Annotated in this window: 19 protein-coding genes and 2 pseudogenes; 6 read left to right on the forward strand and 15 right to left on the reverse strand. The window is 61.3% G+C overall.

Translation table 11 applies throughout. From position 1 onward, the window contains the following. Positions 1-55: 55 nt before the first annotated feature. From H8S56_RS18380 to H8S56_RS18400, 5 genes are all read right to left on the reverse strand, one after another. Positions 56-1,474, reverse strand: a complete 1,419-nt coding sequence (locus tag H8S56_RS18380) for a type VI secretion system Vgr family protein (protein WP_187519427.1) — start codon at positions 1,472-1,474, stop codon at positions 56-58. Positions 1,475-1,631: 157 nt separating this feature from the next. Then, positions 1,632-3,545: an arginine decarboxylase gene (speA, locus tag H8S56_RS18385; protein WP_024685398.1), complete on the reverse strand. Its 1,914-nt coding sequence runs from the start codon at positions 3,543-3,545 to the stop codon at positions 1,632-1,634. An 87-nt stretch (positions 3,546-3,632) separates the two neighbouring features. After that, on the reverse strand, positions 3,633-4,004 hold the full coding sequence (locus tag H8S56_RS18390; RefSeq protein ID WP_187519428.1) for a translation initiation factor Sui1: 372 nt from the start codon (positions 4,002-4,004) through the stop codon (positions 3,633-3,635). A 172-nt stretch (positions 4,005-4,176) separates the two neighbouring features. Beyond that, positions 4,177-4,722, reverse strand: a complete 546-nt coding sequence (locus H8S56_RS18395; protein ID WP_024685396.1) for an NUDIX hydrolase — start codon at positions 4,720-4,722, stop codon at positions 4,177-4,179. Beyond that, entirely contained in the window at positions 4,722-5,801 is a 1,080-nt protein-coding gene (locus tag H8S56_RS18400; RefSeq protein ID WP_187519429.1) for a DUF2333 family protein, read from the reverse strand. Before H8S56_RS18400 ends, H8S56_RS18395 begins: the two co-directional genes overlap by 1 nt. Before the next feature lie 446 nt (positions 5,802-6,247). Between H8S56_RS18400 and H8S56_RS18405 the strand changes: the two genes are divergently transcribed. After that, entirely contained in the window at positions 6,248-7,903 is a 1,656-nt protein-coding gene (locus tag H8S56_RS18405; protein ID WP_024694052.1) for a response regulator, read from the forward strand. Between the two features lie 2 nt (positions 7,904-7,905). On the opposite strand, the pseudogene H8S56_RS25025 reads toward H8S56_RS18405, so the two are convergent. The 3 genes and pseudogenes from H8S56_RS25025 to H8S56_RS18415 form a co-directional block, all read right to left on the reverse strand. Further along, a pseudogene (locus H8S56_RS25025) lies at positions 7,906-8,133 on the reverse strand (response regulator transcription factor); the annotation flags it as partial. A gap of 62 nt (positions 8,134-8,195) precedes the next feature. After that, positions 8,196-8,682, reverse strand: a pseudogene (locus H8S56_RS25030) (response regulator); the annotation flags it as partial. Positions 8,683-8,857: 175 nt separating this feature from the next. Beyond that, complete coding sequence (locus H8S56_RS18415) at positions 8,858-9,328, reverse strand: prepilin peptidase (RefSeq protein ID WP_024685392.1); 471 nt, start codon at positions 9,326-9,328, stop codon at positions 8,858-8,860. A gap of 75 nt (positions 9,329-9,403) precedes the next feature. Here H8S56_RS18415 and H8S56_RS18420 point away from each other — a divergent pair, with 75 nt between their 5' ends. Together H8S56_RS18420 and H8S56_RS18425 are read left to right on the forward strand one after the other, a co-directional pair. Then, entirely contained in the window at positions 9,404-9,859 is a 456-nt protein-coding gene (locus H8S56_RS18420) for a TadE/TadG family type IV pilus assembly protein (RefSeq protein WP_187519431.1), read from the forward strand. Next, positions 9,849-12,617: a PAS domain-containing sensor histidine kinase gene (locus tag H8S56_RS18425; RefSeq protein ID WP_187519432.1), complete on the forward strand. Its 2,769-nt coding sequence runs from the start codon at positions 9,849-9,851 to the stop codon at positions 12,615-12,617. The genes H8S56_RS18420 and H8S56_RS18425 overlap by 11 nt, the downstream gene beginning before the upstream one ends. Here H8S56_RS18425 and H8S56_RS18430 read toward each other — a convergent pair. From H8S56_RS18430 to H8S56_RS18460, 7 genes are all read right to left on the reverse strand, one after another. After that, positions 12,614-14,638, reverse strand: a complete 2,025-nt coding sequence (locus tag H8S56_RS18430) for a pilus assembly protein TadG-related protein (protein ID WP_187519433.1) — start codon at positions 14,636-14,638, stop codon at positions 12,614-12,616. The two genes, H8S56_RS18425 and H8S56_RS18430, sit on opposite strands and share 4 nt — an antisense overlap. A 105-nt stretch (positions 14,639-14,743) precedes the next feature. Next, a complete protein-coding gene (locus tag H8S56_RS18435; protein WP_187519434.1) occupies positions 14,744-15,310 on the reverse strand; it encodes a DUF4136 domain-containing protein in 567 nt (188 codons plus the stop codon). A gap of 18 nt (positions 15,311-15,328) precedes the next feature. Next, entirely contained in the window at positions 15,329-15,952 is a 624-nt protein-coding gene (locus H8S56_RS18440; protein ID WP_187519435.1) for a DUF4136 domain-containing protein, read from the reverse strand. 17 nt (positions 15,953-15,969) lie between these two features. After that, positions 15,970-16,719, reverse strand: a complete 750-nt coding sequence (locus H8S56_RS18445; protein WP_024685389.1) for a methyltransferase domain-containing protein — start codon at positions 16,717-16,719, stop codon at positions 15,970-15,972. Next, complete coding sequence (locus H8S56_RS18450) at positions 16,716-17,021, reverse strand: MazG-like family protein (protein WP_024685388.1); 306 nt, start codon at positions 17,019-17,021, stop codon at positions 16,716-16,718. Before H8S56_RS18450 ends, H8S56_RS18445 begins: the two co-directional genes overlap by 4 nt. 107 nt (positions 17,022-17,128) lie before the next feature. After that, positions 17,129-17,986: a MaoC family dehydratase gene (locus H8S56_RS18455; RefSeq protein WP_024685387.1), complete on the reverse strand. Its 858-nt coding sequence runs from the start codon at positions 17,984-17,986 to the stop codon at positions 17,129-17,131. 30 nt (positions 17,987-18,016) lie between these two features. After that, positions 18,017-19,372, reverse strand: coding sequence for a 3-oxoacyl-ACP reductase (locus H8S56_RS18460; RefSeq protein WP_024694049.1), 1,356 nt, complete (start codon positions 19,370-19,372; stop codon positions 18,017-18,019). A gap of 109 nt (positions 19,373-19,481) precedes the next feature. On the opposite strand from H8S56_RS18460, the gene H8S56_RS18465 reads away from it, so the two are divergent. The 3 genes from H8S56_RS18465 to H8S56_RS18475 all read left to right on the forward strand — a co-directional run bounded on the left by H8S56_RS18465 (position 19,482) and on the right by H8S56_RS18475 (position 22,628). Next, positions 19,482-20,759: an acetyl-CoA C-acetyltransferase gene (locus tag H8S56_RS18465; RefSeq protein WP_187519436.1), complete on the forward strand. Its 1,278-nt coding sequence runs from the start codon at positions 19,482-19,484 to the stop codon at positions 20,757-20,759. A 104-nt stretch (positions 20,760-20,863) separates the two neighbouring features. Further along, the gene (locus tag H8S56_RS18470; RefSeq protein WP_024685384.1) at positions 20,864-21,142 is read left to right on the forward strand and encodes a hypothetical protein; all 279 of its coding nucleotides are present in this window, start codon (positions 20,864-20,866) and stop codon (positions 21,140-21,142) included. Between the two features lie 34 nt (positions 21,143-21,176). Continuing rightward, on the forward strand, positions 21,177-22,628 hold the full coding sequence (locus tag H8S56_RS18475) for a DUF726 domain-containing protein (protein WP_187519437.1): 1,452 nt from the start codon (positions 21,177-21,179) through the stop codon (positions 22,626-22,628). The last annotated feature ends 1 nt before the right edge of the window (position 22,629 follow it).

A 22,629-nucleotide genomic window follows, 5' to 3' on the forward strand; every position in this document is an offset into this window, starting at 1 on the left:
GGGCTGAAAACGTCATGCGCAGCGGCACAGGTCGTGGCCGTATTGCACCGCTACGTCAGCCCGCGTCATCCGGATCACCCCATGTGTCCAGATCGACCTCGGGCAGTTGAGTATCCAGAACGATACGCGGGCTGACCACGCTCACCCCGTCTGCATCGAACCTCACCTGGCTGTCGCCTACTTCGAACACAAGATGGCAGCCTTGTTCGATACACATTCGCGAACCGTCGTCCACATACAGCCTGTTGCCGTCACCCATGACGGCCTGCCAGTCGAGTCGCATTTTGAAGCGTTCGGCGACGGCCTGATCGGGGTCCTGCGTTTGCAGAATGGGCGAGGTCGGCGAGTCGCCATGCAGCGTTGCGATGATCCAGGGGCTGTCCAGATCGCCCTTGTCGAAGGCGACCACCACCTCCTTGCCGCCGACGCAATGCAGGTTCAGGTCCGGCAAAACCGGCAGCCAGCAGGCGGCCTGTCGATCACCCGGCTGCGCCCACTCGAACTGCACCTGCACGCGTCCGCTCGCGTCCAGGTCGCTTCGTTGGCCTGCCGGTCCCACGATCCAGGCGCGTTGCAACCCGGCTACGTGTCGGGATGTGTAGGGGGGATTGAAGCCCACTTCCCACGGGATGGCCTGAAACCGGTTCCGGTAGGCGCTTTTGGTCGGGCGATCGCTGGCCGCGCGGCCGTCGAAGTGATGCTGGACCTGCGTCACCAGCCATAAGTGGTTCCAGTCCCGTTCGGGATGGCCGGCCAAGGGCAGCAATAAACCAGCGGTCACACTGAGCAGGTCGCTTTCACCTCGTGCCCGTTGCTGGCTGCGACTGCCGGGGACGTCGTCTGCGTCCTGCGTCACGGCAAAACCCGTTACGCCGGATGTCTGCCCGGACGGCGACCATGGTGCAATAGGTGCGCGGGGAAGGCTTCGCAGCCCCTCACTGAACACCAGTTGGTGACTGCGACGGGTGTGCCTGAAGTGATAGTGGATGCCTTCCTCTGCGCACAGCCGATGCACCAGTTGCAGATCGGATTCGTTGTGCTGAAAGCAGGTCTCGCGCCGTTGGCATTCTTTGGCGAGGTCGAAGCGGTAGCGCTCCTTGAGGCCGTGCTCTCTAAGCACGCGGGCAATAATCTGCGTAGCGCTCATGCGCTGAAATACCCGCTGGTTGTAGCGCAGGTCCAGGCAGGCCAGCCGCGGGCCGACGGTCAATCGATAGCACGCAGGCCCTGGCCGGTAGTGCGCGCGTGTCGCGCCTTGAATCTGTCCGTGAAAACCCTGCGGGCCGCCGTTCAGACTCAGGAAGGCGGGCTTGAACATCAGGCTGCCAAGGTCGATCTCATCGCCGCTGACCAGCAGGTCGAAGAGATAGGGCTCGCTGATGGCTTCGGTTGCACTGAAGGACAGCACGCTGAAATGTCGACGCAGGCGTGCGATCTCCAGACGAAAGAAGGGCTCGCTGGCGGGTTGTGGCATGGGTAATTCTCGACCGGAAATGCGGGCGGCGATTCTGGCGGAGAAGACGGATGGATAAAGTGTCGGGGTGCTGAAAAGGAAGTTGCCTACAAGGGGAGTAGGTCATGCCTTACGCTGATCGTGCCCATCATGACGATGGGCACGATCAGCGCCTGGATCAAGACGACAGGTAGGAAGAGCGCGTCAGTCCCAGACGCAGGGCGTCGAGGAAGTAGGTGCGTTCGCGCGGGGTGATCTTGGCGCTGGCGACCTTGTCCCGGTAATGGGTCATCAGTTCTTCCGGCGACAAGTGCACGTAGCGCAGCATGTCTTCGATGGTGTCGTGAGTCTCGATGCCGGCGTGGTAAACCGTACCGTCCGGATTCTGGTAGATGTTGACCGAATCGGTGTCACCGAACAGGTTGTGCATGTCGCCGAGAATTTCCTGATACGCGCCGACCAGGAAGATCCCCAGCAGGTAGTCCTCGCCCTCGTTCAGCGGATGGACCGGCATGCTGGTCTCAATGCTCTGCTCGTCGACATACTGCTTGATCTTGCCGTCGGAGTCGCAGGTCAGGTCCTGAAGCACGGCGCGGCGTACCGGCTCTTCGCCCAGACGATGCAATGGCAAGATCGGCAGCACCTGGCCGATGGCCCAGGTGTCCGGCAGGCTCTGGAACACCGAGAAGTTGCAGATGTACTTGTCGGCCAGCTTGTCGTTGAGTTCGTCCAGCACTTGACGGTGTGAGCGCTGACGCGCTTTCAACGAGTTGTGCAGGCGGCGGCAGACCGCGAAATAGCACTGCTCGCCCAAGGCTTTCTGCGCCAGGGTGATCTTGCCGTCGGCGTACTGGGTGGCGATGTCGCTCATGTAGTGCGTTGCGCGCCAGTAGGTTTCGGTGACCATCTCGATGTCGGTCGGACCCAGCAGGTCTACCAGCCATTGCACGGTTTCCGGCAGGCTTTCCTTGTCGGCGATTTCAGGCACTTCGTCGTTGTGTTTCTCGACGTCGGTCACCTGCACCACCAGCATGGCGTGGTGAGCGGTCAGCGAGCGGCCGCTTTCCGAGAAAATGTGCGGATGCGGCAGGCCCTGCGCGTCGCAGAATTCCTTGAGCATGCCGACCACGACACCGGCGTAGTCGTCCATGTCGTAGTTGATCGAGCTGGCGTTACGCGAGTGGGTACCGTCGTAATCCACACCCAGCCCGCCACCGACGTCAATGTGATCGACGGGCAGGCCGAGGTTGCGCAGCTCGCCGTAATAGCGGATCGCTTCCTTGAAACCGTGCTGATAGTCGGCCAGGTTGGCGATCTGCGAGCCCATGTGGAAGTGCAACAGACGAATGCCCTGATCCAGACCGGCTTTGCGGAAACGCTCGACCACCGACAGCAGTTGCGCGGCCGACAGACCGAACTTGGATTTCTCGCCACCGGTATCTGCCCATTTGCTCGATGCCAGGGACGACAGGCGCACACGCAGGCCGACCTGAGGTGCGACCTTCAGCTCGGCCGCTTCTTCGATCACCAGTTCGACTTCGGATTCTTTCTCGATGACGATGAAAACGTTATGGCCCAGCTTCTGGCCCATCAGCGCCAGACGGATGAACTCGCGGTCCTTGTAACCGTTGCAGACGATGGTGCCGCCTTTTGGTGCCAGCGCCAGCACGGCCATCAGCTCGGGCTTGGAGCCCGCTTCCAGACCGATGGAGACGTTCTGCGTGGCGATGATGTTCTCGACCACCGCTTCCTGCTGGTTGACCTTGATCGGGTAGAGCGCGGTGTACTGGCTCTGGTATTCCAGTCGGGCAATGTTGCTGTCGAACGCCCCCGTCAACTGGCGGACCCGGTCCTGCAGAATGTCAGGGAAACGTACCAGCAACGGCAGGGAAAGACCGCTCTTGCGCAAGTCTTCGACCTGCTCGTAAAGATCGATAGGCGAGCTGCCAGCCCCGTTGGGACGAACTTCAACGCGCCCGGCTTCATTGATCGCAAAATAACCTGCACCCCAATGGCGAATGCCATAAACGCTGCGGCTGTCCGCAACGGTCCATTGGCTGCCATCGTCTTTGCGTGTACGTCGTACGGACATCGAAGTCCCCTATAAAGAAGTCATAGCGCCAGCTCGTAGCCAGCTGGGCGCAGTGTAAAGAGTGTAGGTGACGGTTTTGATGCGCTTTCAGCCGCCGGATTTTTTGGCCTTGAAGCCTTTCTTGATCAATTCGGCCAGCAGCAGTTCGACATGATCGCCTTGAATCTCGATCACCCCGTCCTTGAGCGCGCCGCCTGTACCGCAGCGCTGCTTGAGCGCCTTGGCCAGTTCCTTGAGCGCGTCTTCTGCCAAGGGCACGCCGGTAATGGTGGTGACGGTCTTGCCGCCGCGGCCCTTGCTCTCGCGACGAACGCGGGCGATGCCATCCCCTTCTGGAATGGCGGTCTGCTTGCAGGTGCACTGATCGACGGGTTGGCGACAGTCGGGGCAGTGACGCCCTGAGTCGGTTGAAAATACCAGGCCACCCAGGGCGGCGAAGGAAGCGGCTTTTTTAGCCACGCGAAATCCTCTTGTTGAGGACTGAAGATGGGCCGGGCTTGTTTAAACCATCGACCGCGAAGCCCCACTCTGGCAGGGGCAGCGCTACCGGGACGGCAAGGCCGGCCCGCTTTAAAAGGTCGCGCAGTGTAACGACAAAAGAGCCCGTTGCTAAGGGGTTCAATGCGCCAATTTACTGAACATTTGCGACCCGCCCGAGGTAGCGTTTCAGGGCTGCCAGCGAGTCAGGGCAATAGGGTTGTTGTTCGGTCTGGCGCAGCACCTCTGCGACGGGCAAGAAGTGCGCTTCCATCACCTCTTCCGGTTGCAGGCTCAAGACGCCATCCCAGATAGCAGAGAACACCGCGCACCAGATCCGGTTGCCCGGTTGGTCGAAGAGAAACCGCTCATGCGCCTGCAATGTCACGCCGTGCACGCCCAGTTCTTCTTCCAGCTCGCGGGCGGCGGATTCAGCGTAGGTTTCATCAGCCTGCACCATGCCGCCTGCGGCAACGTCCCAGTAACCGGGATAGATAGCCTTGCTGAGCGTGCGACGGTGCACGCACAGCTCGCCGGCGGAGTTGAACAGCAGAATGTACGTGCCACGCCCGATCAGCCCGCGCTCGCGCAGTTCGGCGCGCGGCAGCGCACCCACTAGCGTGTCGTGCTCATCGACCCAGGCGATCACCTCGGCGTCCGAGGCGGCGCGGTGCGCGGCCTCGTGGGAAGAGATCGACATCAGCCCTGGTTCAACAACTGACGAAGATCAATAACCGCCGCGTTGGCCCGCGAGATGTAATTGGCCATGACCAGCGAGTGGTTGGCGAACACACCGAACGGGCTGCCGTTGAGAATCATCGGGCTCCATAGCGGCTCTTGCGAGGCCTCAAGCTCACGAATGATCTGGCGCACGCTGACCGTGGCGTTCTTTTTGGCCAGTACGTCGGCGAAGTCCACTTCGATGGCGCGCAGCAGATGAGACAGTGCCCAGGCCTGACCGCGTGCTTCGTAGAAGACGTTATCCACTTCCAGCCATGGAGTTTCGACGATTTCTTCGTCTACCTGTGGTACTTCACCCGGCTTGACCGACGCAATGGCTTCTGTTTTCAGGGTGCTGTTGAGCTTGACCCGGCCAACGCTGGCCGACAGACGCTGCGACAACGAACCCAAACGGGTACCGACATCGCCCAGCCAGTTGTTCAGGTTGTCAGCACGTGCGTAGAACAGCGCGCCTTTCTGGTTCGGGTCGGACAGACGTGCCTGATAGCGGCTCAGTGAGTTGATGCCCTCAGCGTATTGCGATTCGCTGGACGGCAATATCCAGCTGCGGTTGTTGAAGTTGAACAGCGGCTCGGCACGGGCCAGATCACCGTCTTCAGCCGACTGCGACTGTGAGCGGGCGAAGTCCTTGCGCAGCGCACGACTCAGGTCTCGTACCTGGACCAGCACGCCGTATTCCCAGCTCGGGATGTTGTCCAGCCACAGGCCCGGCGGCAGGCGGTCGTTGGAAAGGTAGCCGCCGCGCTTGTCCAGAAGGGTCTGGGTGACGCTTTTCAGGGTCTCGACGGTGGTGTAGCCGATGACCATCGGTTTGCCTTCGCGCTCGGCTGCAGCCTGGGCATTTTGCTGCACGGGAAACAGTGCAGGCTCCTTGCTCCAGTACCAGCCGACCACCAGGCAGACAAGCAGGTAGATCAAGACCAAGGCACCCAGCGCGCGGCTGTAGAACAGGCTGCCCAGATAGCCGCGTCGTTTGACCGATGCAGTGTCAGCGGTACGCTCACCCGCGCTGCCTGCGCGGTTCTTCCAATCCAGCATGGTAGGGTCCTTTCGATCTTGAGTTGAATGCTTCACGAGGCGTTCGACCGTAACCTTACCTCAAGGTGCAATGGACGAGCACGTACGGGCGGTTTTTTACCTATGATGCGAGGCTCTGTTGTTTTCTCACACAGGGCGGTCGCTCGGGAAATCCAGGATCGTGGGGGGATGAATTGCCGGTAATAGCCTTCATTCTGTCGATGGCAGTGCATCCGGGGAGCCCGGGTCGCAGGCATTATGTTTCCATTAAGGTTAATTATTTCAATAAGTTACGTAACTATTAAAGGTGCGATAGCAATACGCTATACATGCATAGTTATACGTAATGGCATAGCGCCATAGTTTTGTTGTCAAATAAGTGACTTACGGCACTCTGCTGTCGTATGGGAGGTGCTAGCATAGCGCCATTATCTGTACCGCTCAGCGACACTCACAGTAGCCTGAATATGACCGAGCCCGAAGATCCCAGCCGTGATCGTTTAAAGCAGCATTTTGCCCAACGGGTCATTCATCAAGCACGCCAGATACTGGAAACCTGGCAGCGGCTGCAAAAAGGCGAGTGGTCGGCCGGCGACATGGCTGAGTTGAAAGAGTCCACGCTGCGTCTGCTGCGCTTCGCGGAGCGGTTCGAGCAGGCCGAGCACATGGCGTTGGCGCAAGACATTGGTGAGGCTCTGGACGCTGTCGAGGCCAACCGGGGGCGTTTGAACAGCAGCGCCATCACTGAGCTCAACCGTCTGATGCAGCGTCTGTCCCGTACCGGCCTGCGCCAGGGCGACAGGCTGGAGCAGACCTCGCTGCCGCCGTTGCGCAAGCCGGTTTACATTGCGCTGCAGGACCATGAGCGTGCGGAGCGGCTAGCCAAGCAGCTGGAGTTTTTCGGGTTATCGGCGCTGTCGTTGCACAGCGTGTCTGAATTTCAGATGGCAATGACACAGCGTCATCCGGCCGCCATCGTCATGGATGTCGATTTCAGCGGACCTTCCCAAGGGCTGAAACTCGCGTCTCAGGCGCAGGAAGGTCTTGAGCAGAAGTTGCCGCTGTTGTTTTTCAGTCTTCATGAAACCGATACCCCGACCCGACTGGCCGCGGTGCGTGCCGGTGGGCAGGAGTTTCTGACCGGGACGCTGGAAGCCTCCAGCCTGCTGGAAAAAATCGAAGTGCTGACCTGCGTGGCGCAATACGAGCCCTACAAGGTGCTGATCATCGACGATTCCCGCGCTCAGGCCACGCACACCGAGCGTGTACTCAATGCGGCCGGTATCGTCACGCGCACCTTGCTCGACCCGATTCAGGCGATGCCCGAGCTGGCTGAGTTCCAGCCCGATCTGATCATTCTCGACATGTACATGCCCGGCTGCACGGGGACCGAGCTTGCCAAGGTCATCCGCCACAATGATCGCTACGTCAGCGTGCCAATCATTTACCTCTCTGCCGAAGACGATCAGGACAAGCAACTGGACGCCATGAGCGAAGGCGGGGATGACTTCCTGACCAAGCCGATCAAGCCGCGCCATCTGATCACCACCGTGCGCAACCGGGCCGCCAGGGCGCGCAACCTCAAGGCGCGGATGGTTCGTGACAGCCTGACCGGGCTGTATAACCACACGCATATTCTGCAGTTGCTGGAAGACTGCAGTTTTCGTTCGCGTCGCGAGGGCAAGCCATTGTGCTTTGCGATGCTTGATATCGACCACTTCAAGAAGGTCAACGACAGTCACGGGCACCCGATGGGTGACCGGGTGATCAAAAGCCTGGCGCTGTTTCTCAAGCAGCGGTTGCGCAAGACCGATTTCATCGGCCGTTACGGTGGCGAGGAATTTGCCATCGTGATGCCGGACACCGACATTCACAGTGCGCACAAAGTGCTGGAAGAGATCCGCCACCGCTTTGCAGAAATCCACTATCCCGCCCAGCCTGCGGATCTGTTCTGCACCTTCAGTGCGGGCGTGGTCTGTCTGGGTGCGCACGATGACAGCCTGACGCTGGCCTCTCACGCCGACAATGCGCTGTACCGTGCCAAGCACGCCGGTCGTAATCAGGTGCATTCGGCACTGGTCGAAGCGCCTTACCACGTCGTGTTGCCTGAAGTGCAGGTCTGATCTCAGTCCAGCGCCACGCGCGGCCTGGCGTTGAGTCTGCCGGGTGAAAACGCCAGCGCCAGTTGCGTACGGTTGTGCATGCGCGTCAGACGCAGGACCTGCGAGACGTACAGTTTGACAGTGTTTTCGGTGATGCCCAGTTCGCACGCGATCTGATAGTTGGTCTGCCCGGTGCTGACCAGCAACGCCACGTCCAGTTGGCGTGGAGAGAGCTTGGCGAAAGCGTCGGGCACCGGCTGAACATGATCTGTTTCGACAGCTGCGCTTTGGTCGGCCGCTGCCGATCCTCGCGCCTTATCCAGATTCTGATAGAGATCGTCGATGGACGCCGCCAGATACTGAAGCTTTTCGTTGAGCAGGCCCAGTTGTTGATGGTTGCTTTGCCGCTCGGCCAGCGCCTTGACCTGAGTCTGTACGCCTTCAAGCATTTCGTTCAGGTCGACAGGCTTCTGGTAGTAATCGGCGATGCCGGCTCGCAAGGCCTTGATCACATCTTTTTTCTCGGCCTTGCCGGTCAGCATGATTGCTTCGAACAGGTGCTTCCTGCCCCCGACGCGTTTCATCGTCTCAACCATTTCGATGCCGTCCATGCCCGGCATGTCCAGGTCGCACAGCACAATGCCGATGGCCTCATCCCGGGTGAAGTGTTCGATGGCTTCGCGACTGGAAAGGCTGGGTATGCATTGATATCCACTGCCTTCAAGGAACTCGCTGAGCTCTTCGACGATGAGCGGCTGGTCATCGACGACCAGAATTTTTACCGGTGAAAACGTGTTCACGCGCAACTCCCTGTCAGTGGACAATACTATAAAGACTGAGGCCAGAGTCCATTTCCCTAACTTCCGAGGACACTGAGCGATGAGGGTTCAACTCATGTCGGCGCTTGTATCGACTATCAGGATTTAACCTAGTCGTACTTTGTGATTATGTATATGGCTTTAAAGGTTTCGTCGATCAACGGATAAGTAGGCTCACGGCGACGAGGCCGATAAACAGGAACGGCGAAAAAGGATATTTATTTGTCATTCCCGGGCTCATCAGCAAGTAACGGCGCGTAAGTCTCTGGTTTAAAAGCGGCCATAGGTACTTGCCTGCCAGTGCCCATGCGGCCAAGGCGATTGCGGCGCCAATGAAGGTGCCCAGCAGGTGCAGGGTGTCGCTTGCCAGCGCCAGCGCCAGCAGTAATTTCACGTCTGCAGCCCCCAGCCTGCGCAGCGCATGGCCCGGCAGGGTCAGGGCCAGTGCGATCACGGCAGCCTGGCCTGCGTCATCGGGATGCGCGCCGAGCCATGTGTGCCCGGTGTACGCCAGAAATGCCAGAGCCAAGGCTGCAATGCCCAGTGTCAGCCAGTTGGAAATTTCTTTCTGTCGAGCGTCCTGTTCGGCGCAGACAGCAAACCATATGAGTAGGAAAAATAAATCCATCAGGTAAAAAACATCCTCATTCCTTGAAAGAAACTATGCTGACTTAATGCAGTGACTGTCAGGGTAGACGTTGATATGGCAACAGCCCCGCCTCTTTCTTCGCCCCGCAGACAACGGGGCGCTGCCGCTATCGAGTTTGCGGCGGTATTCGTCATGTTCTTCGCCGTGTTCTACGGCGCTGTGAGTTACAGCCTGCCGCTGCTGATGCTGCAGTCTTTCAACGCCGCAGCGAGTGAGGCGGTGCGGCGCAGCGTAGCGCTCAGCCCCTCGGTGACCAACTACAACCAATTGATCGTGACTCAGGCCGAGAGCGTGGTCATGAACCAGCTGTCCTGGATACCCGCATCGCTCGGATTCAGCAGCACCCACGTGCGCGTGACCTACACGGCCGGTGTGCTGACCGCCAACATCAGTTATCCCAAATCCAGACTGGCCCAGGTCCTGCCGTTTCTGACCTTGCCCGGTATCGGTGAAATACCGCGCCTGCCCACTCATCTCTCTGCCCAAGCGAGCCTGCAACTTGTCCCTTGATAAAAGCCGTTTGAGTCGCTGGCTGGGCCGTGCCGAAGCGCCCCCCGTGCAGCAGACCGTGTTCGTTGCAACCGAACCAGACCCTATCGGTGCCGACCTGTACCTGCTGCTGGATGATGACGGGCGTGTGCAAAGCGTCAGTCCTCACCTGGCTTTGCGGCTTGGCATCGCGGCCCCGATGGTCGCCACTCAGCGTTTGATGAGCCTGCTGTTGCCCAACAGCGCGCTGGTGATCGAAGGTATTCCGCGTGACTGGTTGGGACACATGCTCGACCTGGACTTCAAGAGTGCCGATGCTCATACCTTGCATGCGCGTGGCTGGGTACAGGCGCGCGGCAAGGACTGGTTGCTGCAGTTGCTGGATATCAGCGATTTGATGGAGGAGGCCAGCGCAGCGCGCAGCCGTCAGCATTGCCTGCGTGTGGCCGGGCAGATAGCAGAACGGGTGCGCGTGTGCCATGTCGACCGCCTCAAGGCCGTGGTATCGGAACAGCTCGAAGAGCTGGCGCAGCACTGGCACATACCCTGTGTCGCGCTGGTCTTGCCCGCGCCCGGCGGTGTCGGCTGGCAGGTCTACTGCCAGTACAACGCCCACACGGCACCGGAACTGTGGCAGGCCGGACAGCGTCTGGGCGCTGGGCTGGACACGCTTAACGCCAACACCACTCATCAGTTGTCGTTCGGCACGGGTTCGATATCCGGTCCGCTGCAAAGCGCATTTGGCAACGCCGACGGCTTTTTGATGCCCCACAGCCGCGAAGGTGTGGCCAGAGCCTGGTTGCTGTTCGGTTTCTACGACGCGCGCCAGCAGGCGCCTGACCTGGGGGAGCGGGAATGGCTGAACCTGTGTTCGGCGCTGGCCGGGCCGGTGCTGTTCAGGCTGTCGGAGCAGCACAACCGCCACCACGTCGAGCGTCTGGCGGTGCTTCAGGATCTGCTCGGCACTGGCTGGTGGGAGTTGTTGCCTGGCAGTGACGAGATACTGCTGGCACCGCAACTGGCGCGCAGCCTGCGTCTGGCTGATCGGGTGGAGAGCTTGCCGCGTCAGGACTGGCTGGCGCTGATTCATCCTGCCGACCGTCAGGAGCTGGCCAGTCGTCTGGCGCAGTTGCGCGACAAAGGCACACCGATGCTGTTCTGCGTGCGTCTGGCGCAGGCCGATCCGACGCAGCAAACCCTCTGGTTCCGGATTCAGGGCCAGGCGCTGATCAGCGGTCAGGTGCAGCGCGTGCTGGGTTTCATGCTGGATGTCAGCGATATCAAGAATCAGGAAACCGATGCCGCCGCCGCACATGCGCGGCTGGACAACCTGATCGCCAGCTCACCTGCCGTGATCTATGTGCAGCGCTACGATCAGGGCAATCTGGAGCCGACCTTTTTCAGTGACAGCCTTACACCCTTGCTGGGCTGGACGCTGGCCGAGTGCATCGAAGGCCAGCTGGCTGAATACATCCACCCGCAGGACCGCGACATCTGGTTCGAGCGCAACCGGCAGCTGCTGCGCGAAGGCTTTGTCAGCCGCCGTTATCGACTGCGCGGCAAGGACGGCAGTTACCACTGGCTGCTCGATGAGGCCCGTTTGCTGCGTGACGACCTCGGCATGCCGGTGGAGGCCGTCGGTCTGTGGCTTGATGTGACCGAAGCCACGCTGGCGGCCGAGCAGGTGCGCAAGAGCGAGGAGCGCTACCGGATTCTGGTCGAGGATTCGCCCGCGATGATCTGCCGTTATACCCCGGACCTGGTGCTCAGCTTTGGCAACAGACCACTGGCCAACTACATGGAGTGCACGCCGGAGCAACTGACGGGCATCAATCTGGGCGACTGGCTGTCGGATGAGCAACGTGAGGCGTTCCTTCGCCGTATCAGCCAGCTCACACCCGAAAACCCGATGAGCACTGAAGAAATCTGCATCGAACTGCCCGGCCGCGAATACGCCTGGTGGGTCTGGGCCGACCGTGGCGTGTTCGACGAACAGGGCAGGCTGGTCGAGATTCAGGCGGTAGGCCGTGACAACACCGACGTACGGCGCTCACGGATGCAATTGAACCAGAGCGCCAAAATGGCGACGCTGGGCGAAATGTCGACCGGTTTGGCCCATGAGATCAATCAGCCGCTCAACGTCATGCGCATGGCGGTGGTCAATGTCCTCAAGCGGCTGGGCAGGGGCGATGTCGATATTGAGTACCTCACCGAAAAACTCAACCGCATCGACGCCCAGGTACAACGTGCCGCGCGGGTGGTGGATCACATGCGGGTCTTCGGTCGTCGTTCCGAAATCGAGGAGCAGCTGTTCAACCCCGCCCAGGCAGTGGAAGGCACGCTTTCAATGCTGTCCGAAGGCATGAAGGGTAAGGGTGTGCAGTTGCGTGTCGGCGAGATGGGCGAGCCGGTGCAGGTGCGCGGGCATATGGATCAGCTGGAACAAGTGCTGATCAACCTGATGGTCAACGCCCGCGATGCGCTTCTGTCGCGTCGCGAGAAGGATCGCGATTTCGAGCCCTGGATCGGCGTCGAGGTCGAGCGTGACGAAAACATCATCCGCCTGAGCGTGCAGGACAACGGCGGCGGTATCGATCCACGTCTGCTGGAGCGGATTTTCGAACCGTTTTTCACCACCAAGCCGATAGGCGTCGGCACCGGGCTTGGGTTGTCGGTCAGCTACGGCATCGTCGACCAGATGGGCGGCCAGTTGACGGTCAGCAACGTGGGTGAGGGCGCACGGTTTCGCATCGAACTGCCGATCTTCAACGCCAGCTAGATCACCAGTTGGGCCTGGCCGAAGTTGCAGCTCAGATTGACGCCTACATCGGCAGGCGCCAGCGTCACGCCGAGCGCTGCCAGCAGAGGGTCGACGACCGAGGTCAACAAGGGCTTGAGGGTGTTCTCGACAATGACATCCAGCGCGCCGGTCAGGCTGCTCAGGATTGTGGCCGCGCCGGTGATCAGATTGCCCAGCGTTGTGCTCGTCGCGGGCTTGTAGACATCGACCTTGACGCCCGAGACGACGCCATCGAGAACGGTGCTGGGTTTGACCGAAGTCGTGGTGGTCAGAAAGTAGGGCGGGCTGCTGATCTCCGGCAGGTTGGGCGAGCTAAAGGTGGTGTTGGTCGCAGAGGCGCTGCCCAGCGGTGCCTGGCTGACCGTATCGAAGCTGAGGCCGATGCCACCGCCGCCGAAGGGCGTGCGGGCGGTGCAGTTGCCCAGAAGGCCCAATATCTTTTGACAGGTCATGGTGCCGATATCGATCACGGGCAGTGGTATAGCGGTGACAGCGGATGGTGCGGTGCTGGCCGGGAAAGCGTCGTTAATCTGGCCCAGCTTGGCGGTGACCAGTGCGGCGTCGGTGCGGACGGTCAAGGTCTTGATGGTATTGCTGGTGCAGGTATAGCCGGTGATGTAGCTGTCGGCGCTGGCCAGCGAGAGACTCAGGTCTATTTTGGGTCCGGTCGCTGGCGTGCCGCTGTCCAGGAATTTTATATCCGAGACCATACAACTGGTCAGGCCCACCGCACAGGTCGCCGAGGTCACCACGCCTGCCAGATTCAGGTTCAAGGCACTGTTGAGAAGTGGCGTAAGACTGCCGACCACCGAGCCTGCGGTATTGGCCAGTGACGTTATTGTGCCCAGAACCGGCAGGTTGATCGATACCAGTGCACGCATCTGTGCGGTGCGCACGTAGATCCGGTTGGCGCCGTTTCTGGGGTTGAGCGGATCGATCTTGCCGGGGTCGCCAATGGCTGACAGTTGAGGCGGTTCGATGACCTGGATGCGTGCCGTGACCTGCGCCAGGTTGCCGACATTGATTTGCGCCGCCGCCGAGATACCGTTCTTGTGGTTGGCCAGTTGTGCCAGGCTCTGGACCAGGTCCGTCAGCCGTAGCTGGGTGTTCAGTGCTGCAATGTCGGTACTGCCTTGCACGGCCAGCAGTTGCCCGAGCAGGACAGTGGTGGTGCCGGTGGCGGCCTTGATGGCTTGCAGACCCGCGAGAGTGGCGGTGCCGCCCAATGTGCCGTTGACGTCCAGGACATTGATGGCGCTCTGCACCAGTTGGCTGACGGACACCGTGGTGTTGAGCACCTCGGTGTACCCGACGGCGGTCAGGTTCAGATCGGTTTTCAGCCGATTCAGATAAGCCAGCAGGCTCAGGTCAGTGCTGGCCAGGGCCTGCCAGTTCGCAACGCTCAGGTTCAGCGTGCCGCCCAGCATTGTGCCCACAATGGGGTTGAGAATCGCAGCTTTGGCGCTGTCGATGGTCATTGTTGCACTGCGGATGGTCAACGCCGCCAAGGGCGGTGTACCCGCTGCAACCGCGGTGGCGCTGAGCTGAATGGTGGGAGAAACCGGCCCGCTGCTGAACAACGCGCCGATGCCCGCAGCGACGCTGCGCGGCACGGCGTGGCTGACCACCACCTGAATGGCTCCGGATTGTGTGGCATTGGCGATGAAGACGCGTTGGCTCTGGGGATTGGTGGCCAGTGTGCCGCAGCTTGCGACCAGCGTGCGTCCGTCCGTGCCCGGTGTGAAGCCGTTACGTATTGCGCTCTGATTGGCATAACTGCTGGCGCTTGCGCCGGCCGTGCAAGTGCCCTTGCGGCCTGCGGCTTCCAGGGCGGCGATGTCGGCCACGCGCTGCAAGGAGCGTTTTTCCAGGTACAGCCTGCCGCTGTCGATCACCACCAGCGTGAACAGCAACGCGAGGCCAAGCGTGAGCGCGGCCACAAGCCCGATCGCACCGCGTTGCCGAGCCCGCCGGGCGGTGTAGTGAATCAGGGGAGACATCAGCACTCCTTCGGCATCGCCATCGCTTCCTCACCTGTTGTCCGGGAGTGTAGTCAAGGCGTTGGAGGTGTGCTGGTGTAGACGATCAGGTCTGCATCACCAGCCTTAGCGCGGCGGGTATTGCTCCAGGATTTTGGCCACTGTTGCGCGCATGGCGGTGTCCCGGTCGGCCGGGTTGCCGGCGTTATCGCTGAGGATGCGCTCGGTGCTGCCGCGCCAGACCAGTTTGCCGTCCTTGCTGTCGATCAGGTCGATCTGCAGGGTCGACACCTTGTAGTCAACGCTGCGGGTTTCAGTATTCATCGGTGCGCCCCAGTAGCCGTAACCGCCCCACGGGCCCCCCCAGCCGCCGCCATAGTTGGTGCTGACCAGTTGCTGGCGGTTCTCGACGATCAGCCAGGCCTGGACTTTCAGGTCGGCAGGCTTTCCGGCAGGTGCCATGCGCAGGCCACGCTGGTCCAGTTGATCATTGATCGACTGGCGAATGCGCTGTTCGGTCAGGTCGCTTTTGAGGCGGGGATCATCAGGCTGGTACTGCACGCCGGGCTCTTTCCAGCTCCAGGTGCTATAGCCGCCAAAGTCCCGCTGGGCGTCAAAGTCACGATTGACCTGGCTGGTTTGGCACGCGGTGATCAGGATCAGGCACGACAACAACACAAGGCGGCGGAACATGGCAGTTCTCCAGAAGAGTTACCGGGGAGGATACGCGGTCAGCGCCTGTTGCACGGCCTGACGTAAAGCTTTGTTGCTATCCGACTGATCAGTGCCGCTGCGAGCGTCGGCGCTGGTACTCCACACGGGCTGACCGGTGCGGGCATCGAACAGGCTGATCTGCACCACCATGACTTTTTCCTGATAGGTTCGAACTACTGGCACGCTGGCATACCCGCCGTAGCCCGGGCCGTAACCGCGTCCATAGCCGCTGTAACCCAGACCGCCGCCGTAATACGGGTCGTAGTCCTCGCGCACCTGGCGCAAGCGGGTTTCCTGCCGGGTTGCCGCGCTGACGTACAGGTCTGCTGGCTGATTGCGAGCAGGCCGCAGGCCTCGCTGGTCCAGTCCGTTGCTCACGGCTTCAGCGACCTGCGCCGGGTCCATCCAGGCTGTGCCGGGCGGCAGTTGGCCATTGAGCCACGCCCAGCTTCGATAACGCCCGTAATCCCGTGGCGGCGCGGGGTAGGCGCTCAGGTCCAGCGTCTGCGCTGCCTGAGGCGGCGCAGGTGCAATGGGCATCGAGCTGGCGACGTACGGGTTGTTGCTCTGGCAGGCGCTGGTCGCCAGAAACAGAACGATCAAAGCGAGGCGGTGCTTCATGATGATCTCCGAGGGTTTCAAACCGGCCGGCAAATCCAGTGCAAGTACCGACCCAAACCTGCAAACGCCGGATGACGCCGGTGCGCCAGCTCCATTTCCAGCAGGCCGGTCAGCTCGACCCGCGCCTGGAACTCCACGGGCATGTAGTCGTGAAACACGCGCACGCCGCTCTGGGTTTCGACTCGCCACTGTCCTTCAAGTTGCGTCGCCAGTTCCCGAGGGTCGAGTGGCTGTTGGGGCGTCAGGCTCTGCTTTTCACCGGCCATGTCGTTCTTGCGCATCTTGCGAAAGTGACCCTTGAGCAGGTTGCGATAGATCAGTGCATCGCGGTTGTAGAACGCCAGCGACAGCCAACCGTCGGGCTTGGTGAGCTGATGCAGCACCGGCAGGATGGTGTGCGGTTCGGCCAGCCATTCCAGCACGGCGTGGCAAATCACCAGATCATAAGTATCGGTCAGCAGTCCGGGCAGCGCCTGCCAGGGTGCCTGAATGAAGGTCGCCGTCTGTCCGGCGTCGGCGAAGCGCTGGCGAGCGCCTTCCAGCATCGGTTCGGCGGGTTCTGCCAATGTCACGTCATGACCGCGCTCGGCCAGCCACAACGACATGTGGCCCAGGCCCGCGCCGATGTCCAGCACACGCAGTGGTCGCTCAGGCAGCGCCTCTTCCAGATCGGCCTGCAATACAGCGAGGCGAATCGCGCCCTTGGCACCGCCGTAGATCTTTTCGGCGAAACGGGTGGCCAGTTGATCGAAATGGCGGTCGCTCACTTGGCGAATCTCCGCTCGCTGTCAGCCAGCTTGCTGCGCACGACGTCGTCCATGTCCAGCCCCAGTTCGCTGCACAACAGCAACAGATAGAGGACGATGTCGCCCACTTCCTGCCCGGCATGGGCCAGTTGCTCGGGGGATAGCTCGCGGGACTGGTCTTCGCGCAGCCACTGAAAGATTTCCACCAGCTCCGACATTTCCACACTGGCGGCCATGGCCAGGTTCTTGGGGCTGTGAAATGGCTTCCAGTCATTCTGGTCGCGGATGCGATGCAGCCGCTGGGTCAATTCGTCGAGGTTCATCGTATTCTCCTGAAGGCGCATAGCTTCAGGGGGAACCGGTTGTCAGGCAAGCGGGCTTTTAGGTTTGTTCAGCTGCAATGAGGGATGGAGGCTTCCCGGACACCCTGTCATTGCGCCGCAGGCTGCCAACTTCCGACCATGTGCACCAGGTCCGGCTGGCCGTCCAGCCGCAACTGGCCGTGCGAGCCTGCTGCACTGGCGAACAGTTTCACATCGCTGGGCAGGCGTACCGGCTTCTGGAACTGCACGGCGATCTCGACGTTGGACGCAGGCAGATGATCATCCAGAGCGGCAAGCGTACGCGCCTTGAGCCACATGCCGTGGGCGATGGCGCGCGGGAATCCGAACAGTCTGGCGCTTGGTGCGCTCAGGTGAATGGGGTTGTAGTCGCCAGAGACGCGGGCATAGTCGCGTCCGATGTATGAGGGGGCTTGCCAGGTAGCGTGCTCGATGACGGGCAGACAGGCCGGCTCAAGGTGATCGTCCATCTCCCCCTCCAGCCTCACGCCTTTGCACAGCAGGGTGCTGTCTTCTTCCCACAAAACACCCACGCTGTCTTCGATGTGAGTCACCAGTGTGAAGGTCGCGCCTTTGGGATGTGGCTGCAGGTCGGTGGCTTGCACGCTGACGTACACCTGGCCGATACCGCCGAGCGGGCGATGAATGCGGATGCGATTGGCGATGTGTACCAGCCCCATCAGCGGAAACGGAAAATCCTTGGAGGTCATCAGTTGCATCTGGAGTGGGAAGGCCAGAACGTGCGGGTAGGTCGGCGGCAGCAGGCTGCTGTCCTGGAATCCGCAGACTGTGCGATACGCGGCGAGTTTGTCGGCATCCACCGATACCCAGCTGCGCAGGCCCAGATCAGGCAACTGCGTGCCCGTGACCTTGCGGCGCAGGGCCGCGTGAAAAAACAGGTTGGGCAGTGCAGGCACCGCATCCAGATAGAGCCAGTGAGCAGTCATCATCCTTCTCCTTGAACTCAATGCAGGGTCTTATGCCCCGATCACGCTTTGACCACAGACGCGCAGCACCTGGCCGCTGACCGAGCCGGTGCCTGGCTGGCTGAACCAGGCGACGGCCTCGGCGACGTCCTGAGGCGAGCCGCCCTGACCGAGCGAGCTCATGCGCCTGCCCGCTTCACGCAGGGTGAAGGGCATGTCGGCGGTCATTTTGGTTTCGATGAAACCCGGAGCAATCGCGTTGATGCTGATGCCACGCGATTTGAGGCCCGGCGCCATGGCGCGGGCGTAACCGATCAGACCGGCCTTGCTGGTGGTGTAGTTGGTCTGCCCACGGTTGCCGGCAATGCCGCTGATCGAGGCCATGAGCACCACCCGAGCGTTGTCGTTCAGCGCGCCGTGGTCCAGCAACGCCTGAGTCAGCACTTGCGGGGCATTGAGGTTGACGGCCAGTACCGAGTCCCAGAAATCCTCTGGCATGTTGACCAGCGTCTTGTCGCGGGTGATGCCTGCGTTGTGGACCAGAATGTCGATGCCGCCTTGCAGATGCTCCAGCAGTTGGCCCGCGGCATCCGGTGCGCAGATGTCCAGTGCCAGCGCTTTTCCGCCCAGGCGCGAGGCGAGGGCTTCAAGGTCCGAGCGGGCTTGCGGCACGTCCAGCAGGATCACCTGCGCGCCATCGCGGGTCAGGGTTTCGGCAATTGATGCACCGATACCGCGCGCCGCACCCGTCACCAAGGCCTTGCGTCCGGCCAGCGGGCGGCTCCAGTCCTGCACGTGCGACGTGCATGGCGTCAGGTGCAGAAACTGCCCGGAGATAAACGCACTCTTGGGCGTCAGAAAGAAACGCAGCGCGCCCTCCAGCTGATCTTCGGCCCCTTCATCCACCTGCAACAATTTCACCGTGGCACCGTTGCGCAGTTCCTTACCCAATGAACGGCTGAAGCCTTCTATCGCCTGCTGGGTACTGGCGGCCAGCGGGTCGTCGAGGGTTTGCGGCGACCGCGTCAGGATCACGACGTGGGCGCAAGTGTCGAGGCAGCGCAGCAGTGGGTGAAAGAAATCGCGCAACTGCCGTAAGTGTTCGGTTCGCACAATCGTACTGGCATCGAACACCACCGCCTTGAGTGTCGGGCTCTGGTTGGCGACCCAGGCCGTTGCGCCGGGCATGTCACTGCCAAAGCTGTACAGCGAGTCGGTCAGGCGCTGGGCGAACTCGCGAACCTTGTCAGCCAAAGGACCGGCGCTGATCAGCAGCGTGCCCTCGACAGGGCGCAGACGTCCGGCCTGCCAGCGCTCAAGGCGTGTCGGGGTCGGCAGACCGACGGCTTTCACCAGGCGACGGCCCACGTCGGAGTTGGCGAAATCGATATAGCGATCTGACGGCATGGAACACTCTCCTTGAGTCGGGGTTCAAAGAAGTGGACCACAGCCGGGCGAGGTTTGTTCGTGCGCGTCCGTGCTGTTCATCTATCGGTTTGAAGAAAGGGAGTTTTCCATGACGCAGCCTCGCCGGGTCGCCATCGTAGGCGGCAACCGCATTCCGTTCGCCCGTTCCAATGGCCTTTACGCCACGGCCAGCAATCAGGACATGCTCACTGCCGCGCTTGAAGGGCTGATCGAACGCCTCAACCTGCATGGGCTGCGCATGGGCGAAGTGGCGGCCGGTGCAGTGCTCAAGCACTCTCGCGACTTCAACCTGACCCGCGAATGCGTGCTGGGCTCCCGGCTGTCGGCACAAACCCCGGCCTATGACATTCAGCAGGCCTGCGGTACGGGGCTGGAGGCGGCATTGCTGGTGGCCAACAAGATCGCCCTGGGGCAGATTGAGTGCGGCATTGCCGGCGGGGTGGACACCACCTCCGACGCGCCTATCGGGGTCAACGAGGACCTGCGCGCCATCCTGCTGCAGGTCAACCGCAGCAAGAGCATGGGTGACAAGCTCAAAGCGCTGATGCAGTTGCGTCCGCATAACCTCAAGCCTGAGTTGCCGCGCAATGGCGAGCCGCGCACCGGCCTGTCGATGGGCCAGCACTGCGAATTGATGGCGCAGCACTGGGGCATCGAGCGTGCGCTTCAGGACCAGCTTGCACTGGAAAGCCACCAGAAGATGGCGGCGGCTTATGCCGAAGGCTGGCACGATGATTTGATGACCCCTTATCTGGGGCTCAATCGTGACAATAACCTGCGCCCGGATCTGACGCTGGAGAAGCTCGCGGGCCTCAAGCCCGCCTTCGAGCGCAGCGCCAAGGGCACGTTGACGGCAGGCAACGCCACACCACTGACCGACGGCGCGTCGGTGGTGCTGCTGGCCAGCGAAGAATGGGCGCGCGAGCGCGGCCTGCCGGTGCTGGCTTATTGGCGTGATGGCGAAGCGGCGGCTGTGGATTTTGTCAGGGGCGAGGAAGGCCTGCTGATGGCGCCGGTCTACGCTGTGCCGCGCCTGCTGGCACGTAATGGCCTGACGCTTCAGGACTTCGATTATTACGAAATCCACGAAGCCTTCGCTGCCCAGGTGCTGTGCACGCTCAAGGCCTGGGAAGACGCCGACTACTGTAAGACCCGATTGGGGCTGGACGCGCCGCTGGGCACTATTGATCGCAGCAAGATGAACGTCAAAGGCAGCTCGCTGGCCGCCGGTCATCCGTTTGCCGCGACCGGTGGCCGGATCGTCGCCAATCTTGCCAAGCTGCTGGAGGCGGCAGGCAGTGGTCGCGGGCTGATTTCCATCTGCGCGGCGGGCGGGCAGGGCGTGACGGCGATTCTGGAGCGTTGAGTACCTGTCGTCGCGCCGATAGCCACAGACCCGGGTCGTCGGCATAATCGACCGCTGCAGGGCGGGAGTACCCTGCACTCGCTTGAAACACAGACAGGTGAAGGATGGGACTCATTATTGGCGTGGCGGTGCTCCTGATTCTGGTGGGTGCCTTGCTTTACCTGTTCGACAAGGGTTCAAAGTCCCGCTGGCTGCGCCCCTATATCGGCTTGATGCTGATCGGGCTGCTGATCGGCGGTATGGGGCTGTTGATTGGCCTGATCTCCGATGAGATCGAAAACTATTTCATTCTGGTCGCCAAGGTCGTCATTTCGCTGACCGGCGTGGCTTTCTGCCTGCGGCTGATCATGCTGATCGCCAAGCGATTCATTGTCAGAAACTGAACGGGAGCGCCACGGTCAGGCGAAACAGGACAACGTGGACAATCATTTCAAGTTTCTGACGTTGCCCAGACCCTCGGGCAACGTGGCCAATGTCTTCATCCACGGCTATTCGTCGGGGCATGACCTCAATGACCGACGCCTGCTGGCCAACAGCATTCCAGCAGCGTTGCGCCAGAGCGTGAACATCCTGGCCTTCTGGCCGTCGAGCCATTTCACGCAAATGAACAATCGCTCCCGTGGCCTGTTGGTGGCGGCTGCCCGTATGCACCCGCTGGCCGGAGCGGCTGCGCTGGCGGGGGATCGTGCTTACCACTTTTCGCGCATTCGCTCGCGTGCCGAAGCCATGGGCAAGGTGCTGTTGGCGCAACTGGACCGTTACCTGTTCGAACAGCACCCCGGCGTGACGCGGGTCAACCTGATCGGCCATTCACTGGGCGGACGGCTGCTGGTCAGCGCGCTCAAAGGGCTAGACCGGCCACCCGAGCATGGTCTGGTCATTGGCGATGTGCTGCTGATGGCTGCCGCGGTGCGCCTCTCGGCGGATGATGCCCGTGTGCTGAAACGCCGTATTTGCGGGAGGCTGATCAATGCGTACTCCAGCGAAGACCACGTGCTGTTGCTCAACCTGGGTGAAAAGAGCCTGGGGCGTGGACCGGCCGAGCATTTTGAAAATGTCTACATGCAAGGTTATCGGCATCATCATTACTGGGCGCGCTTGCAGGAAGTTCTGATCGCCAGCTGTTTCAGCGGCTGCGAAGCGATGGATCTGGACGACGTCGCGTTACAGAGGACGAATCAGGACCCGGTGCTGCAGGACACGTATCTGCACAGCGTGCTGGCGCGGTCGCCAGACTATCTGCTGGAGGCGGCTATCCAGCACCTGCGCAGCAGCCGCTGGACGCAACTCAAGGACACTGAGGAAGACCGGATTTACGCCTTCGTGCGCGAATTCCAGCTGGTCGCCGGGCACTGCGTGGTCAATGCCGCCCGTCGTCACGGCATCTCGTACACCCGCGTGCTCGGCATGCTCGCCCGACAGTATGATCTGGGTGATGCGCTGCATCACTGTGCGACCGTGGTTGAAGTGGAAGAGTTGTTGCTCGGAACGTTCTTCCGCCACGCATTTACTGCGGCGCATCCCTTGGCGCAAATGCCGCGTGCCAGCGTCAAGGCCATGCCCTGGGACGTGTACGCCCGGCATGTGGATACGTTGGCCGAGCGCCTGACCGTGGGCTCGATTTTCAAGCCCGCGAGCAACGATGATGTGCCCACCGGCTCTGCAAGCCGGTCGGTCGCGGCCCTTGAGCCTCCCGAGCGCCAGCCCGGTTCGCTCAAGGGCTTGTTGTCGGCGATTCGCCAGGCACCGGTTCAGCGCGTGCTGACGCGCTTCAGCACCGCGCTCAAGCCGGGGTATTCCGCGTTGATCCCCACCGTTGCCATCGTGTTTTATGCGCGCGTCATGCTCGACGACGATGCCCTGATGTAGC

It is taken from the genome of Pseudomonas triticifolii (assembly GCF_014358015.1).
Classification (GTDB): Bacteria; Pseudomonadota; Gammaproteobacteria; order Pseudomonadales; family Pseudomonadaceae; genus Aquipseudomonas; species Aquipseudomonas triticifolii.

What these genes read in the sequence shown, in the direction of transcription:
- H8S56_RS18380 (WP_187519427.1), bottom strand. Translation starts at nt 1,474, where the DNA reads ATGCCACAACCCGCCAGCGAGCCCTTCTTTCGTCTGGAGATCGCACGC.
- speA (WP_024685398.1), bottom strand. Translation starts at nt 3,545, where the DNA reads ATGTCCGTACGACGTACACGCAAAGACGATGGCAGCCAATGGACCGTT.
- H8S56_RS18395 (WP_024685396.1), bottom strand. Translation starts at nt 4,722, where the DNA reads ATGTCGATCTCTTCCCACGAGGCCGCGCACCGCGCCGCCTCGGACGCC.
- H8S56_RS18400 (WP_187519429.1), bottom strand. Translation starts at nt 5,801, where the DNA reads ATGCTGGATTGGAAGAACCGCGCAGGCAGCGCGGGTGAGCGTACCGCT.
- H8S56_RS18405 (WP_024694052.1), top strand. Translation starts at nt 6,248, where the DNA reads ATGACCGAGCCCGAAGATCCCAGCCGTGATCGTTTAAAGCAGCATTTT.
- H8S56_RS18415 (WP_024685392.1), bottom strand. Translation starts at nt 9,328, where the DNA reads ATGGATTTATTTTTCCTACTCATATGGTTTGCTGTCTGCGCCGAACAG.
- H8S56_RS18420 (WP_187519431.1), top strand. Translation starts at nt 9,404, where the DNA reads ATGGCAACAGCCCCGCCTCTTTCTTCGCCCCGCAGACAACGGGGCGCT.
- H8S56_RS18430 (WP_187519433.1), bottom strand. Translation starts at nt 14,638, where the DNA reads ATGTCTCCCCTGATTCACTACACCGCCCGGCGGGCTCGGCAACGCGGT.
- H8S56_RS18435 (WP_187519434.1), bottom strand. Translation starts at nt 15,310, where the DNA reads ATGTTCCGCCGCCTTGTGTTGTTGTCGTGCCTGATCCTGATCACCGCG.
- H8S56_RS18440 (WP_187519435.1), bottom strand. Translation starts at nt 15,952, where the DNA reads ATGAAGCACCGCCTCGCTTTGATCGTTCTGTTTCTGGCGACCAGCGCC.
- H8S56_RS18450 (WP_024685388.1), bottom strand. Translation starts at nt 17,021, where the DNA reads ATGAACCTCGACGAATTGACCCAGCGGCTGCATCGCATCCGCGACCAG.
- H8S56_RS18455 (WP_024685387.1), bottom strand. Translation starts at nt 17,986, where the DNA reads ATGACTGCTCACTGGCTCTATCTGGATGCGGTGCCTGCACTGCCCAAC.
- H8S56_RS18460 (WP_024694049.1), bottom strand. Translation starts at nt 19,372, where the DNA reads ATGCCGTCAGATCGCTATATCGATTTCGCCAACTCCGACGTGGGCCGT.
- H8S56_RS18465 (WP_187519436.1), top strand. Translation starts at nt 19,482, where the DNA reads ATGACGCAGCCTCGCCGGGTCGCCATCGTAGGCGGCAACCGCATTCCG.
- H8S56_RS18470 (WP_024685384.1), top strand. Translation starts at nt 20,864, where the DNA reads ATGGGACTCATTATTGGCGTGGCGGTGCTCCTGATTCTGGTGGGTGCC.